Annotated in this window: 14 protein-coding genes and 2 tRNA genes; 10 read left to right on the top strand and 6 right to left on the bottom strand. The window is 62.9% G+C overall.

Annotated features, from left to right (window positions below; translation table 11 throughout):
• The first annotated feature begins 59 nt into the window (after positions 1 to 59).
• From NKH67_RS28005 to hdaA, 3 genes are read left to right on the top strand one after another with little or no spacing between them, the layout of a single operon-like run.
• On the top strand, positions 60 to 617 hold the full coding sequence (locus tag NKH67_RS28005) for a CDP-alcohol phosphatidyltransferase family protein (RefSeq protein WP_352469229.1): 558 nt from the start codon (positions 60 to 62) through the stop codon (positions 615 to 617).
• Positions 589 to 1,785 (top strand): AI-2E family transporter, encoded by a 1,197-nt coding sequence (locus tag NKH67_RS28000; RefSeq protein WP_352501884.1) that lies wholly within the window; start codon positions 589 to 591, stop codon positions 1,783 to 1,785. The genes NKH67_RS28005 and NKH67_RS28000 overlap by 29 nt, the downstream gene beginning before the upstream one ends.
• 5 nt (positions 1,786 to 1,790) lie before the next feature.
• Positions 1,791 to 2,492 (top strand): DnaA regulatory inactivator HdaA, encoded by a 702-nt coding sequence (gene hdaA, locus NKH67_RS27995; RefSeq protein WP_352472673.1) that lies wholly within the window; start codon positions 1,791 to 1,793, stop codon positions 2,490 to 2,492.
• Positions 2,493 to 2,692: 200 nt separating this feature from the next.
• Here hdaA and NKH67_RS27990 read toward each other — a convergent pair whose 3' ends face one another.
• On the bottom strand, positions 2,693 to 3,694 hold the full coding sequence (locus tag NKH67_RS27990) for a GlxA family transcriptional regulator (protein ID WP_352501885.1): 1,002 nt from the start codon (positions 3,692 to 3,694) through the stop codon (positions 2,693 to 2,695).
• Positions 3,695 to 3,824: 130 nt separating this feature from the next.
• Here NKH67_RS27990 and NKH67_RS27985 point away from each other — a divergent pair, with 130 nt between their 5' ends.
• Positions 3,825 to 4,652, top strand: coding sequence for an alpha/beta fold hydrolase (locus NKH67_RS27985; protein WP_352501886.1), 828 nt, complete (start codon positions 3,825 to 3,827; stop codon positions 4,650 to 4,652).
• Positions 4,653 to 4,776: 124 nt separating this feature from the next.
• Here NKH67_RS27985 and NKH67_RS27980 read toward each other — a convergent pair.
• A tRNA-Pro gene (locus tag NKH67_RS27980) sits at positions 4,777 to 4,853 on the bottom strand.
• 160 nt (positions 4,854 to 5,013) lie between these two features.
• Between NKH67_RS27980 and NKH67_RS27975 the strand changes: the two genes are divergently transcribed.
• From NKH67_RS27975 to NKH67_RS27965, 3 genes are all read left to right on the top strand, one after another.
• Positions 5,014 to 5,319 carry an ETC complex I subunit gene (locus NKH67_RS27975; protein WP_023677641.1) on the top strand — a complete coding sequence of 102 codons (306 nt, stop codon included), beginning with the start codon at positions 5,014 to 5,016 and terminating at the stop codon, positions 5,317 to 5,319.
• Positions 5,320 to 5,369: 50 nt separating this feature from the next.
• Positions 5,370 to 5,446: transfer RNA gene (locus tag NKH67_RS27970), tRNA-Arg, on the top strand.
• A 59-nt stretch (positions 5,447 to 5,505) separates the two neighbouring features.
• Entirely contained in the window at positions 5,506 to 6,726 is a 1,221-nt protein-coding gene (locus tag NKH67_RS27965) for an anion transporter (RefSeq protein WP_352501887.1), read from the top strand.
• A 107-nt stretch (positions 6,727 to 6,833) separates the two neighbouring features.
• Here the strand turns inward: NKH67_RS27965 and NKH67_RS27960 are convergent, their stop codons facing one another.
• From NKH67_RS27960 to NKH67_RS27945, 4 genes are all read right to left on the bottom strand, one after another.
• Positions 6,834 to 7,148: a cupredoxin domain-containing protein gene (locus NKH67_RS27960; RefSeq protein WP_352501888.1), complete on the bottom strand. Its 315-nt coding sequence runs from the start codon at positions 7,146 to 7,148 to the stop codon at positions 6,834 to 6,836.
• Positions 7,149 to 7,159: 11 nt separating this feature from the next.
• A complete protein-coding gene (locus NKH67_RS27955) occupies positions 7,160 to 7,684 on the bottom strand; it encodes a DUF4142 domain-containing protein (protein ID WP_352501889.1) in 525 nt (174 codons plus the stop codon).
• A gap of 103 nt (positions 7,685 to 7,787) precedes the next feature.
• On the bottom strand, positions 7,788 to 8,459 hold the full coding sequence (locus NKH67_RS27950; protein WP_352501890.1) for an RNA polymerase sigma factor: 672 nt from the start codon (positions 8,457 to 8,459) through the stop codon (positions 7,788 to 7,790).
• 253 nt (positions 8,460 to 8,712) lie between these two features.
• Positions 8,713 to 9,882 (bottom strand): cystathionine beta-lyase, encoded by a 1,170-nt coding sequence (locus NKH67_RS27945; RefSeq protein WP_352501891.1) that lies wholly within the window; start codon positions 9,880 to 9,882, stop codon positions 8,713 to 8,715.
• Positions 9,883 to 10,309: 427 nt separating this feature from the next.
• On the opposite strand from NKH67_RS27945, the gene NKH67_RS27940 reads away from it, so the two are divergent.
• From NKH67_RS27940 to NKH67_RS27930, 3 genes are all read left to right on the top strand, one after another.
• The gene (locus NKH67_RS27940; RefSeq protein ID WP_254820740.1) at positions 10,310 to 11,338 is read left to right on the top strand and encodes an amino acid ABC transporter substrate-binding protein; all 1,029 of its coding nucleotides are present in this window, start codon (positions 10,310 to 10,312) and stop codon (positions 11,336 to 11,338) included.
• A 63-nt stretch (positions 11,339 to 11,401) separates the two neighbouring features.
• Positions 11,402 to 12,589, top strand: a complete 1,188-nt coding sequence (locus tag NKH67_RS27935) for an amino acid ABC transporter permease (RefSeq protein WP_352501892.1) — start codon at positions 11,402 to 11,404, stop codon at positions 12,587 to 12,589.
• 4 nt (positions 12,590 to 12,593) lie between these two features.
• Entirely contained in the window at positions 12,594 to 13,751 is a 1,158-nt protein-coding gene (locus tag NKH67_RS27930) for an amino acid ABC transporter permease (RefSeq protein WP_352820255.1), read from the top strand.
• Positions 13,752 to 13,820 lie beyond the last annotated feature (69 nt).

Below are 13,820 nucleotides of genomic sequence, written 5' to 3'. Positions count from 1 at the left end.
CTTGCCGTAACCCTCCATCTCCATCATGTATCGGCAAACAAGAGCGACGGGATATGCGTTTGACCATCCCCAACATGATCACGATCATGCGCTTCGTGCTGGTGCCGGCGGTGGTGCTGGCCATGCTGCAGGACCGCTGGGACTGGGCCTTTGCGGGCTTCCTCATTGCCGGCATTTCCGACGGCGTCGACGGCTTCATCGCCCGCCATTTCAATCAGTTTTCCAGGCTCGGCGCCTATCTCGATCCGATGGCCGACAAGCTGCTGCTGGTCTCGGTTTTCGTGGTCCTGGGCTTCAGCGGCGAACTGCCGCTGTGGCTGGTCGTTACCATGGTGTCGCGCGACGCACTGATCGTCTGCGCCGTGCTTTTATCCACCGTCATGGCGCATCCGGTCGAGATGAAGCCGCTCCTGGTGTCGAAGGCCAACACCGCGATCCAGATCGTGCTGGCGGCAGTGGTGTTGGGCGAACTCGCCTTCGACATCCGTCTCGATCCGCTGAGGCCGGCCCTCATATTGCTGTCCGGGGTCTTGACCGTGGCTTCGGCCGCGGCCTATCTCGTGGCTTGGCTGAGGCATATGAGCGGCTATGGCGAAGGCTCCACACCCGGCACCTGACGAACGGTCCATCGACGCTGAAGCTGAGGCTGCGGCAGCGGAAGCTGCGGCATCGGCGTCGTTTCGCCGCCAGATCCGCTTCTGGCTGGTCAGCGCCATCATCCTCGCCGTCTTCCTCTATGTCTTCAGCGGCATCCTTCTGCCGTTCGTCGCCGGCATGGTGCTCGCCTATTTCCTCGACCCTGTCGCCGACCGGCTGGAGCGGCTTGGCCTGTCCAGGCTGATGGCGACGGTGGTCATCCTCATCGCCTTTATCGTCGTCCTGGTACTGGCCTTCGTCATCCTGGTTCCGGTGCTCGCCTCGCAGATGGCTGATTTCGCCAGCAAGCTGCCGGACTATCTGACCCGGCTGCAGGGCCTGATCACCAGCTTCGACCCGAAATGGCTGGAAGAGAAATTCGGCGTCGACGCCAACGGCCTGCGCGAAGGCCTGAACTCGCTGCTGACCTCCGGCTTCGGCCTCCTGACCACCGTGTTCACCTCGATCTGGAGCTCCGGCGTGGCGCTGGTCTCGGTGGTCAGCCTGTTCGTCGTGACGCCGGTCGTCGCCTTCTACATGCTGCTCGACTGGGATCGCATGGTGACAATCGTCGACAGCTGGGTGCCGCGCGACTATGTCAAGACCGTCAGGACGATCGCCAGGGACATCAACACGGCGACCGCCGGCTTCGTGCGCGGCCAGGGCACGCTGTGCCTGGTGCTGGGCGCCATGTATGCCACCGGCCTGACACTGACGGGCCTGAATTTCGGCATCCTCATCGGTCTGTTCGCCGGACTGATCTCCTTCATCCCCTATGTCGGCTCGCTGACCGGCCTGGTGCTGGCCGTCGGCGTCGCCTTCGTCCAGTTCTGGCCGGACTGGACCATGATCGCAGCGGTGGCCGGTGTGTTCTTCGTCGGCCAGTTCATCGAGGGCAACATCCTGCAGCCAAGGCTGGTCGGCAAAAGCGTTGGCCTGCATCCGGTATGGCTGATGTTTGCGCTGTTTGCCTTCGGCGCGCTGTTCGGCTTCGTCGGCCTGCTGATCGCCGTTCCGGCTTCCGCCGCCGTTGCCGTTCTGGTGCGCTTCGCCATCGCCCGCTATCTCGAATCGCCGCTCTACAAGGGCCACGCCGACGAGCCGGTGCCGCCGCTGCAGGTGCGCCGCCGCGGGGGCGCGCGCGGTTGAGCCAGATGCCGGACAAGATCGATCCGCCGCGTCAATTGCCGCTCGATCTAGGCCACGGCACCGGCTATTCGCGCGACGAGCTCGTCGTCTCCAGCACCAACAGCCAGGCGGCGGCGCTTGTCGACCGCTGGCCGGACTGGCCGTCGCCGGTCGTTGTGCTGGCCGGGCCGGCCGGCTCGGGGAAAACCCATCTGGCCTCGATCTGGCGGACCCGCGCCGACGCGGTGAAAGTGGAGGCCGGCCGCATCGGCGACTGCATCGAAAATCTCGGCGCGCATCCGGCCCTGATCGACGATGTCGATGCCGGCCCGATCGATGAGCACGGCCTCTTCCACCTGATCAACGCGGTGCGCGGCGCCGGCTCGAGCTTGCTGTTGACGGCGCGGCGCTTCCCGTCCGCCTGGGGCGTCAGGCTGCCCGACCTGGCGTCGCGGCTGAAGGCGGCGGCGACCGTCGAGATCCACGAACCCGACGATCTTCTGCTGGCCGGCGTCATCACAAAGCTGTTCGCCGACCGCCAGGTCGAGGTCGAGCCGCATGTCGTGCAATATCTGGTGCGCCGCATCGAGCGCTCGCTGGCCACTGCCATGCGGGTGGTCGAACGGCTCGACCGCACCGCGCTCGAGCGCAAGACGCCGATCACCCGCGCGCTCGCCGCCGAGACCGTCAGCGCCATGGACGAAGGGCAGGGCGAGTTCGAGATTTGACGATTCCAGTGCCGCCACTGTCCCATTTCGGGAACAAAAGCTGGCATCTGTCTTGCAGCAAAGAGCTTGCCGGCTAATCCCGGTCCTGATTGCGTATCAAATCAGGTAGTAGGCTCGCCGGGAGATGGGTGGTTGGGGTTCTCGCCCGGCGAGCTTGCCTTTGGCAGCATCGAATCGATTGCGTCATTGCGCGGCTGGCCTCAGCTCTCTCCGCCTGCAATTACCGCTCGTTCCGTGCCAAAGCGCTTGCGATAGTCGCCGGGCACCAGGCCGGTTATCCTGGCGAATACCTTGCGGAACGAGCCGGGATCGTCATAGCCGACCTCCCAGGCGATCTGGTCGATCGATCGCATCGTGGTTTCCAGCATCTCGCGCGCCTTGCCGACGCGCAGGTGCTGGCAATATTCGGTCGGCCTGAGGCCGGTGGCGTTGCGGAAGCGTCGGAGAAAGGTCCGCTCCTCCAGCCCCGCATGCGCGGCCATGGCGCCGAGCGTCACGTCGCGCGCGCCGTTCGCCTGCAGCCAATGCTGCACCTTGAGGATCGCTTCGTCGTCATGGGTCAATCGCGGCGCGAACGGGCTGTAAAAACGTTGCTCGCGGCCCGGCGGATCGACCAGCATGAAACGCGCCGTGTCCATCATCACGGCTGACCCGAGCACCCGGTCCACCAGCTTCAGGCCGAGGTCGGTCCAGGCCATGTAGCCGCCTGCGGTGATGACGTCGCCATCGTCAATGACCAGCCTGTCGGCGTCGAGCAGGATGTCGGGAAAGCGTAGCGCCAGCGCGTCGCGATAGGCCCAGTGCGTTGTCGCGGCGCGACCGGACAACAGGCCGGTCTCGGCAAGCACGAAGGCGCCGGCGCAGACCGAGCCGAGGGTCGCGCCTGCCGCATGACGGTCCCTGAGCCAGCCGGCATAGGCCGCGGCTGCTTCCCGAGCGATCGGATCTCCCAAGGTTGGCGGGAGGATAACCATGGTTGGTTCATTGTCGGCGCCGGGGTCGCTGTCGAAGGTGCGGACTACGGTGTGGCCCGCGTCCTCCAATTGCCAATGACTGACGCGAAGCCTCGCCGCGTCCGGCGACCGCTCGACAGCCAGCCGGTTTGCCAGCATGAAAAGATCGGTAAGGCCGAGCACGGCCGCTTCCTGCACGCCGGGATACAAGACAAGGCCGATTTCGATCAGATCACGCGTAGCCGTCATTTGTCAGTTTTGCCACGTTGAATGTCCGTTTTGCCAATGCTCACCTTGGCCGCACTGTTATAATTTGTCCAGCTGAAGGGGCTAAAAGCTTCCCTGTTACCCCCCAACTTTTCCATCAAGGAGTAGGACGATGAGCACATTCACCACCCATGACGGCACCGAGATTTTCTACAAGGATTGGGGCAAGGGCCAGCCGATCGTGTTCCATCACGGCTGGCCGCTCAGCGGCGACGACTGGGACAACCAGATGCTGTTCTTCCTCGATAAGGGCTACCGCGTCGTCGCACATGACCGCCGCGGCCACGGCCGCTCGTCGCAGACCGCGACTGGCAATGAGATGGACACCTACGCCGCCGATGTTGCGGCGCTGGCGGTGCATCTCGATCTCAGGGATGCGATCCACATCGGCCACTCGACCGGTGGCGGCGAGGTAGCGCGTTACGTCGCGCTTTATGGCGGCGGCGGCCGTGTTGCCAAGGCGGTGCTGATCGGCGCCGTGCCGCCGATCATGGTCAAGACCGACAGCAACCCCGGCGGCTTGCCGATCGAAGTCTTCGACGGCTTTCGCGCTGCTCTGGCCGCTAACCGCGCCCAGTTCTACAGGGATGTGCCGGCCGGCCCGTTTTACGGTTTCAACCGCGACGGCGCCAAGGTCTCGCCAGGCGCTATCGATAATTGGTGGCGCCAAGGCATGATGGGTGGGGCCAAGGCCCATTACGACTGCATCAAGGCCTTTTCCGAGACCGACTTCACCGACGACCTCAAGCAGATCGACGTGCCCGTCCTGATCATGCACGGCGACGACGACCAGATCGTGCCTATCGCCGACTCCGCGCTGCTTGCGGCCAAGCTGGTGAAGCGCGGCACGCTCAAGGTCTACAAGGGCCTGCCGCACGGCATGTGCACCACCCACCCGGAGATCATCAATCCGGATCTGCTGGCCTTCATCCAGGGCTGACGGCTTGCATGTCGGACGGGCAGCGCGGGCTCATGCTGTCCGTCCGTCGCTTAAACATGACCGGCGACGGCAGACACACTCGAGCGTGATCCGCTTGCCCTGCCGACGAGATTCGCTTGATGAATGGTCGGAGTGGAGAGATTCGAACTCCCGACCCTCTGGTCCCAAACCAGATGCGCTACCAGGCTGCGCTACACTCCGAACGGTCTGTTGCCTAGTGATTTCAGCCCGCCAAAGCAAGCGTAAAAAGCCATCGGCCTTGCTGCCGGCGGCATTGCGCAGTAATGACGGGCTAGTGCATGGCCAGAGAACAGTAATCTGGTCTCGGGGTCGTGTGCTTGCAACAAGCAATGAGGTGGTCATGTCAGCCCGCATTTTCAGCCCAGCCAAAACCGCGATGCAGTCCGGCAAGGCCAAGACCGGCTATTGGGTGCTGGAATTCGATCCGGAGCAGCGCAAGAAGATCGATCCGCTGATGGGCTACACCACGTCCGGCGACATGCGCAGCCAGATCAGGCTGACCTTCGACACAAGAGAAGAGGCGGTCGCCTATGCCGAGAAGGAAGGGCTGGCTTTTCGGGTCGAGGAGCCGAAGGAAATCAAGCGCCGCCAGATTTCCTATGCGGAGAATTTCCGCTATGACCGCAGGACGCCCTGGACGCATTGATCCTATGCCGGCCCTGCCGGCACAATCCGCCGGTCATGCGGCCGGCCAGCGGTCCCGTAGCTCAGCTGGATAGAGCACCGGCCTTCTAAGCCGATGGTCACAGGTTCGAATCCTGTCGGGATCGCCAATATTTTCAGGGTCCATTCCGGACAGGTTCACTCGCCAGTCGCACAGGATTTCCAACACATGACAGCGATGGGCGCGGCGGCACTGCTGATCCTGGTCCTGACCTATGCCGGCGTCGCCATCGGCAGGATACCCGGGCTGCGCCTCGACCGGGCAGGGATCGCGCTGCTCGGCGGTGCGGCGATGATCGCCATCGGCGCGCTCGACATGGAGGACGCCTACCGCGCCATCAGCTTCGACACCATCACGCTTCTGCTCGGCATGATGATCGTCGTGGCGCATCTTAAAGTGTCGGGCGCCTTTCGCGCGCTCGGCGGGTTCGCCATCGAGCATGCGCATGCGCCGTTCATGCTGCTGGTGATGGTGACGCTGTTGACCGGCCTCCTGTCCGCATTCCTGGTCAACGACGCCATCTGCCTGGTCATGGCGCCGATCGTCGTCCATGTCACCCGCGTCATCAACCGCAACCCGGTTCCCTATCTGATCGCCACCGCCACCGCCTCGAATTGCGGCAGCGTCGCCACCATCACCGGCAACCCGCAGAACATGGTCATCGGCGCGCTGTCGGGGATTTCCTATCCGGCCTTCTCTGCGGCGCTGGCGCCGGTCGCGGCGTTCGGCCTCATCGCCGTCATCGTCATCATCCGCATCGTCTACCGCGCCGAATTTTCGCGCAAGGCCGAGCTCAGCCCCGAAGTCTACCGCGGCCGCATGCTGCCGGGGCAGGTGGTGAAGGCGGTGGTCGTCTGTGTCGGTTTGGCGATCGCCTTCTTCGCCGGCGTTCCAGTCGCCAAGGCAGCGCTGATCGGCGGTGCCATTCTTCTTTTGACCCGCGCCATCAAACCTGAGCGCATCTATCGCGAGATCGATGGGCCGCTGCTGTTCATGTTCGCCGGGCTGTTCATCGTCGTCGCCGGGGCGGAGAAGACGCTGCTGACGCCCGACATCGTCGCCTCGGCAAAGGACCTCGGACTGAATGATGTCTGGCGGCTGTCCGGCTTCACCGCGGTGCTGTCCAACATCATGAGCAATGTCCCGGCCGTGCTGGCGCTGAAGCCGTTCGTGCCCGGACTGGAAAACCCCGAGCGGGCCTGGCTGGTCGTCGCCATGAGCTCGACGCTGGCCGGCAATTTCACGCTGCTCGGCTCGGTCGCCAATCTGATCGTTGCCGAGCACGCGCGAATCTCCGGCAAACCGCTGGGCTTCATCGCCTTCTTCAAGGTCGGCCTGCCGTTGACGCTGATCACGCTGCTTGTAGGGACGGCATGGCTGGCAGCCTAAAAGCGCGTCGCACTAGACCGGCCTCGTGCGGCGCGCTTCAGGCTCTTTTTTATGCATGTCGTTATCGCAAAACCGCTGCACGCTTTTGCGCGACATGCATCAGCCAGTCAGGGCGATGTCACCGTCAGATGGCCTTTCATGTTGGGATGGAAGCGGCAGAAATAATCGACCGATTCCGCCTTCTTCACCGTCAGGCTCGCCGCCTTCTTCGGCGGGATCATCACTTCCCAGGCGCCGTTGACGGTTGCCGTGTGGGCGAACACGTCCTTGTTCACCCACCTGATCGTGTCGCCGACCTTCGCCTCGATCTTTGCCGGCGAAAACACAAGCTTCTCGATCGTCACCTCGATGGTGTCGGCCTTGGCCGGCTGGGCACCCATGGCCAATGCCAGCGCAACCCACAGATGCCGCCCCGACGCCATTGGCTCGATCCTCACTTCAGCATGCCGGCGACGTGTTCGGCGTGCTGTTCGTGGCCCTGGAATATTTTCAGACCGGTTTCCAGCAGGCTCTTCAGCTCGGCATTGCTGGCCGACGGGATCAGCAGAGTTTCGAGCGCGCCATTGACCTGCTTGTGGTAGGCCACCTCGTTGGCGACATAGGCCTTGTCGAACGCCGCGCCCTTGAGCTTGGCAAGCTTGGCTCGTTCCTCGGCCGCCGCCTTGGTCAGCGCCTTGCTGGTCGGATTGTCCTCAGGCGTGACCTTGAGCTTCTTGACCAGGTCGAGAGCCTGTTTGTTGACCGCCTCGTGATCTCGCACCATGTCCTTGGCGAAATCCACGACCTCCTTGTTCTTCGATTTCTTCAGCGCCTGCTTGGCCGCCTCGACGTCAAGCACGCCTGCTGTGTAGGCGATATGTGCGATCTGCGGATCGGTCGGTTTGTCGGCAGCTTGCGACAAGGGCGCTGCGCTAAGCAGGAAAAATGCGGCCAGTGCCATGGTCGATCGAATAAACATGATGCTCTCCTTCGCCCCGACGCGGAACTGCATCGGGCTTCGTTTCAGTGATGCTCATTGGATGCAGGTCGCCGCCAAACGTTCCCGCGAAAATCGGCGCGGCCTATCCGGAAAGACCGAGCCGCCGCATCACGGCATTGGTCAGCCGTTCGCAGCGCCGGCCCGCGAAGGGAAAGGCGTCGAGCAGCACCGGGCCGATCTGGTCGTCCAGCGCCTTGCGCACCAGCGCGCGGGCGCGGTGCAGCCGGGTCTTGATGGTTTCTGGTCGCACGCCAAGCAGTTCGGCGGTTTCTTCGATGCTCAATCCCTCGATGACGCGCGCCACGAACACCATCCGGTAGACATCGGGAAGACTGTCGGTTGCCCGTTCGACAAGCTCAAGGATCTGCCGTTGCGCCATCGTCCGCTCCGGATCGTCGCTCGGGTTGAGGGGAAACCGGATGATTTCGGCTTGCGGGCTTTCAGGCATCGCTACCATTCGCCGCCTTTTGCGCAAACGGCCGAGCGCTTCGTTGATGACGATACGCGATAGCCACGTGGCGAGCGAGGCATCGCCGCGAAAGGACTCGAGATGGGCAAAGGCACTGACATAGGCCTCCTGGACGATGTCCTCGGCCTCGCTGTCGTTACGCACGACGCCTCGGGCGATGCGGTAGAGCCTTTGGTTGTGCGTCTTGATGATGGTGCGGAATGCATCGCTATCACGTGCCAGCGCGCGGCCGACAAGCTGCATGTCGCCGGAAGCGGCGGGCGTTGCCGTCAACGCAGCAGGCATGGCCGATCTCCTGATAGGCTTCTCATCGGACATTGGATGAATCGGCCGACAAAAGGTTCCCGACCGATCCGCCGGCCGGCCTCGATCCGTTTCAAGCGCCGGCAGAGGCTATTCTAACGCCTCCACCACACCGGCGTCTCTATTTTGTAGACGCCGTGTCATCGGCTGATCGGTCGCCATGACATCACTCAGGATCGCAATTTTTCCAAGCTGTTACGCCGATTTCCTGACTCAGCCTGGAAAGGTGCTTGGCTCAGGCCTGTGCGGCCGCCGCCAGCCCGCGCGCCAGGTCGGCCCTCAAATCCTCGACATCCTCGAGCCCGATCTGCAACCGCACCAGCGGCCCGTCATACGGGCCCTTGGCGATTGTGCGGTCGCCAAGGAATACCGGCACGGCAAGGCTCTCATAGCCGCCCCAGGAATAGCCGAGGCCGAAAAACTTCAACGCGTCGAGGAAGGCGTGCTGCTGCTTCTGTCCGCCGCCCGCGAGAACGATCGAGAAGATGCCGCTCGATCCGCAAAAATCGCGCTTCCACATGGCGTGGTCGGGATGACTGGGCAGCCCGGGATGCAGCACCTGCGCTACGCCCGGCTGACCCTCGAGCCAGCCGGCGAGGGCAAGCGCGCTCTTTTGATGATGCTCCAGCCGCACACCCATCGTGCGCAGGCCGCGCAGCACCTGGTAGACGTCGTCCGGCCCCGCGCAGCAGCCCATCGTGTTGAACGTCTCGCAAAGCTGCTTCCAGCAGTCCGCATTGGCCGACACGGTGCCGAGCAGCACGTCGGAATGGCCGGCCGGGTATTTCGTCGCCGCGTGGATCGAGATGTCGACGCCATGGTCGAGCGGGCGAAAGTAGAGCGGCGTCGCCCAGGTGTTGTCCATCATGACGATGGCGCCGGCGGCGTGTGCTGCCTTGGCGATGGCCGGTATGTCCTGCACCTCGAAGGTGTTGGAGGCCGGCGATTCGGTGAGTACCACCTTGGTGTTGGGCCTGAGCAGCGCCGCAATGCCGGCGCCGACGCGGGGCTCGTAATATTCGACCTCGATGCCCAGCCGCTTCAGCATCGTGTCGGCGAAATTGCGGGTCGGATGATAGACGGAATCGACGATCAGCAGATGATCGCCGGCCGACAGGAAGGCGAGCAGCGGCAGCACCACGGCCGCCAGGCCGGACGGCACCGCGACCGTGCCGGCGGAGCCTTCCAGCGCATCGATGGCGCTGGTCAGCGCATCGGTGGTCGGGGTGCCGCGCGTGCCGTAGGTGTATTTCTGGCTGCGCGCCGCCATTGTCGCGGCATTGGGATAGAGCACGGTCGAGGCATGCACGACCGGCGGATTGACGAAGCCGAAATAGTCATGCGGGTTGTTGCCGGAATGGGCGAGCCGCGTATTGATGCCCATCTCGCTGCCGTCTTTTGCCATTGCTTTTCGTCCCATGGGTTGGTCGTTAGCCATAGTGCGGCGGCATTGGCCGCGCAACCGCACCGCACTCGCCAGGCCAAGGTCTTGAATATGCCAATTCAGCAACGAGCCGTGGACCTGCGGGAAGGCTGCCAAGTGCGCTTGGCAACTCACGGTCGGACTTTGCCGGCTTTATTGGCGCGCTGGCCGATTTGCGAGCGCGTTTGTCTGCAATTTCAGGCATTTCAGGCAGTTGGTTTTCAAAGTCTTTCGGATTTGGTCATTTCCCTTGACCTCACAGGAATAATCGCCTTCGATGTTGTTCGTGAATGGGAGGCAGCGCGTCGGTTACGATGCGGGATTCCGGTAATGGGCCGGGATACATAGCTGCGTTCACACGGGAAAAAGTCAGGTTCGCCTGGAAAAAACAGAAAAGGGTCTGTGGGTCATGAAACACATTGCAATCGGCGTTTTGGGCGCCGCCGCGTTTGGATTCGCGGCTTCGGCGGCTTCGGCGGCCACGCTCGACGATGTCAAAGCGAAGGGCTTCATCCAATGCGGCGTCTCGACCGGTCTGGCCGGCTTCTCGGCGCCGGACGACAAGGGTGAGTGGCAAGGCATCGACGCGGACTTCTGTCGCGCTGTGGCAGCCGCCGTGTTCGGCGATGGCACCAAGGTGAAGTTTACGCCGCTCAGCGCCAAGGAGCGGTTTACCGCTCTGCAGTCGGGCGAGATCGACATCCTGTCGCGCAATACCACCTGGACCATCAATCGCGACACCGCACTCGGCCTGAACTTCATCGGCACGACTTATTACGACGGCCAGGGCTTCATGATCAACGCCAAGAAGCTACCGGGCGTGAACTCGGCGCTGCAGCTTTCGGGCGCGGCGGTCTGCGTGCAGAGCGGCACCACGACCGAGCTCAACCTTGCCGACTATTTCAAGTCGAACAAGATGGAGTACAATCCTGTCGTCTTCGAAAAGCTGGAAGAGGTTAACGCCGCCTATGACGCCGGCCGCTGCGACGTATACACCACCGACCAGTCGGGCCTCTATGGCATCCGCCTGACGCTCGGTGCGCCGGCCGACCACGTCGTGTTGCCCGAGATCATCTCCAAGGAACCGCTTGGGCCGGCCGTACGCCAGGGCGACGACCAATGGTACCACATCGTCAAGTGGACCTATTTCGCGTTGCTCGACGCCGAGGAACTCGGCATCACCAAGGCCAATGTCGACGAGATGAAGAACTCGGACAGTCCAGAGATCAAGCGCGTGCTCGGCCAGGAAGCCGACACCAAGATCGGCACCGATCTCGGCGTCTCTAACGACTGGGTCGTCAACATCGTCAAGGCCGTCGGCAATTACGGCGAGATGTTCGAGCGTAATGTCGGCTCGGGCAGCCCGCTGAAGATCGCGCGCGGCATCAACGCGCTGTGGACCAAGGGTGGCCTGCAGTACGCTCCGCCGATCCGCTGATCGAAAATGGATCCGGAAGGCAGATCGTCTGCCTTCCGGTCTCTCTTTCCAGGGGACTGTCGAATGGCATCGCAGGAAGTTCTTCGCGAGGAGCCAAGCCGCGGTTCCTTCATCAATGATCCTCGTATCCGCGGAATATTCTTTCAAGCGCTGGTCCTCGTGCTGCTGGTAGCGGGGGTCTGGTGGGTTACCCACAACGTCATCGTCAATCTGACGCGCTTGCACATCGCTTCCGGCTTTGGCTTCCTCAGGGGCCGCGCCGGCTTCGACATCAGCGAAAGCGCGATCGCATATTCGTCGGATTCGACCTATTTCCGAGCCATCCTGGTTGGCTTTATCAACACCGTGATCGTTGCCGTCGTCGGCATCATCACCGCCACCATCATCGGTTTCATCGTCGGCATCGGCCGGCTTTCGCGCAACTGGCTGATCAGGAAGATCTGCACGGTCTATGTCGAGGTCTTCCGCAACATCCCGCCGCTGCTGGTCATCTTCTTCTGGTATTCCGGCGTGCTCGCCGTGCTGCCGCCGCCGCGCGAGAGCATCAATTTGCCGTTCGGCTCCTTTCTCAACCAGCGCGGCTTCTATTTTCCGCGCGCTGTCTGGGGCGAGGGCTCCTGGCTGATCCTGGTCGCCCTGCTCCTCGCCCTTGCCATGGCCTGGTTCGTCGCCCGCAAGGCGCGGCAGCGGCAGATGGCGACGGGTCAGCCGTTCCCGGTGCTCTGGACATCCATAGCGTTGATCGTCGGCCTGCCGCTGCTGGCCTACGCGCTGAGCGGCTTTCCTCTGACCTTCGAATTCCCGAAACAATCGACTTTCAACCTGGTCGGTGGCTTTCAGGTCAGACCAGAGTTCCTGTCACTCTATCTGGCGTTGTCCTGCTATACGGCCGCCTTCATCGCCGAGATCGTGCGCGCTGGCATCAGGGGCGTCAGCACGGGCCAGACCGAGGCGGCCGCGGCACTCGGGCTGCGCTCGGGATCGATCCTCAGGCTTGTCGTCGTGCCGCAGGCGATGCGCATCGTTATTCCGCCGCTGACCAGCCAGTATCTGAACTTGACCAAGAACTCTTCACTCGCCATCGCCATCGGCTATCCGGACCTGACGGCGACTGCCGGCACTGTCTTGAACCAGACCGGGCAGGCGGTTGAAGGCGTGGTGATCATGATGGCTGTCTATCTCGCGCTCAGCCTGATCACGTCGGCGATCATGAACGTCGTCAATGCCAGGATGGCGCTGGTGGAGAGGTAGAGCCATGCAGGAACACGACATGTCCTGGGTGCGGACGGAGATGGCGCTGGCCCAACCGGCGCCGTCGAGCGAGCGTGGCCTCACCGCCTGGATCCGCAAGAACCTGATTGCCACCACGGGCGACACCATTCTCACCATCGTTGGCATCGCGCTGGTCGCTGTGATCCTGCCCCAAATCATCAATTGGGCCTTCATCAACGCCCAGTGGACCGGACCGGACCGCTCGGTCTGCGCCACCGTGGCGCAAGGCGGCATCCAGCCGGATGGCTGGACCGGTGCTTGCTGGGCATTCGTCAACGCCAAGTTCGGCCAGTTCATGTTCGGCACCTATCCTATCGAGGAGCGTTGGCGGCCGATCGTGGTGGCCATCCTGTTCGTGGCACTGCTGGTGCCGTTGCTCATTCCGCGCGTGCCGCGCAAGGGGCTGAATGCCATTCTTCTCTTTTTTGTACTGCCGGTCGCCGCCTTCGTTCTGCTGGTCGGCGGCATGTTCGGCCTGCCGCATGTCGAGACGTCGCGTTGGGGTGGACTGCTGGTGACGCTCAGCCTGTCCTTCGTCGGCATTGCCGTGTCGCTGCCGATCGGCATCGTGCTGGCGCTCGGCCGGCGCTCGAACATGCCGATCGTCAAGCTGCTGTGCGTGATCTTCATCGAGACGGTACGCGGCATCCCGCTGATTACGGTGCTGTTCTTTGCCAGCGTGATGCTGCCGCTGTTCCTGCCGGCCGGCGTCAGCTTCGACAAGTTCCTGCGCGCGCTGATCGGCGTGTCGCTGTTTGCCGCCGCCTACATGGCCGAAGTGGTGCGCGGCGGCCTGCAGGCGATCCCCAAAGGCCAGTATGAGGGCGCCGATTCGCTCGGTCTCAGCTACTGGCAGAAGATGGGCCTAGTCGTCATGCCGCAGGCGCTGAAGCTGGTCATTCCCGGCATCGTCAACACCTTCATCGGCATGTTCAAGGACACCAGCCTGGTCATCGTCATCTCGATGTTCGACCTCCTCGGCATCGTCAAGCAGAACTTCTCCGACGCCAATTGGGCGACGCCACAGACGGCCAGATCCGGCCTGGTGTTCGCGGCGTTCATCTTCTGGCTGTTCTGCTTCGGCATGTCGCGCTATTCAATGTACACGGAACGCCGTCTCGACACCGGCCACAAACGCTAAAAAGGGGACCTTGTCATGGCCATAGAAAACGCCGTCAGCGCGGAAGAGATCAAGGTCAATGCCGCCAAG

Source organism: Mesorhizobium sp. M0968, assembly GCF_040319065.1.
In the GTDB taxonomy this organism is placed as follows: Bacteria; Pseudomonadota; Alphaproteobacteria; order Rhizobiales; family Rhizobiaceae; genus Mesorhizobium.
The sequence above is the reverse complement of the archived record's forward strand: the minus strand, read 5'-3'. Positions and strand labels throughout refer to the sequence as shown.

What these genes read in the sequence shown, in the direction of transcription:
- NKH67_RS28000 (WP_352501884.1), top strand. Translation starts at nt 589, where the DNA reads ATGGCGAAGGCTCCACACCCGGCACCTGACGAACGGTCCATCGACGCT.
- hdaA (WP_352472673.1), top strand. Translation starts at nt 1,791, where the DNA reads ATGCCGGACAAGATCGATCCGCCGCGTCAATTGCCGCTCGATCTAGGC.
- NKH67_RS27990 (WP_352501885.1), bottom strand. Translation starts at nt 3,694, where the DNA reads ATGACGGCTACGCGTGATCTGATCGAAATCGGCCTTGTCTTGTATCCC.
- NKH67_RS27985 (WP_352501886.1), top strand. Translation starts at nt 3,825, where the DNA reads ATGAGCACATTCACCACCCATGACGGCACCGAGATTTTCTACAAGGAT.
- NKH67_RS27975 (WP_023677641.1), top strand. Translation starts at nt 5,014, where the DNA reads ATGTCAGCCCGCATTTTCAGCCCAGCCAAAACCGCGATGCAGTCCGGC.
- NKH67_RS27965 (WP_352501887.1), top strand. Translation starts at nt 5,506, where the DNA reads ATGACAGCGATGGGCGCGGCGGCACTGCTGATCCTGGTCCTGACCTAT.
- NKH67_RS27960 (WP_352501888.1), bottom strand. Translation starts at nt 7,148, where the DNA reads ATGGCGTCGGGGCGGCATCTGTGGGTTGCGCTGGCATTGGCCATGGGT.
- NKH67_RS27955 (WP_352501889.1), bottom strand. Translation starts at nt 7,684, where the DNA reads ATGTTTATTCGATCGACCATGGCACTGGCCGCATTTTTCCTGCTTAGC.
- NKH67_RS27950 (WP_352501890.1), bottom strand. Translation starts at nt 8,459, where the DNA reads ATGCCTGCTGCGTTGACGGCAACGCCCGCCGCTTCCGGCGACATGCAG.
- NKH67_RS27945 (WP_352501891.1), bottom strand. Translation starts at nt 9,882, where the DNA reads ATGGCAAAAGACGGCAGCGAGATGGGCATCAATACGCGGCTCGCCCAT.
- NKH67_RS27940 (WP_254820740.1), top strand. Translation starts at nt 10,310, where the DNA reads ATGAAACACATTGCAATCGGCGTTTTGGGCGCCGCCGCGTTTGGATTC.
- NKH67_RS27935 (WP_352501892.1), top strand. Translation starts at nt 11,402, where the DNA reads ATGGCATCGCAGGAAGTTCTTCGCGAGGAGCCAAGCCGCGGTTCCTTC.
- NKH67_RS27930 (WP_352820255.1), top strand. Translation starts at nt 12,594, where the DNA reads ATGCAGGAACACGACATGTCCTGGGTGCGGACGGAGATGGCGCTGGCC.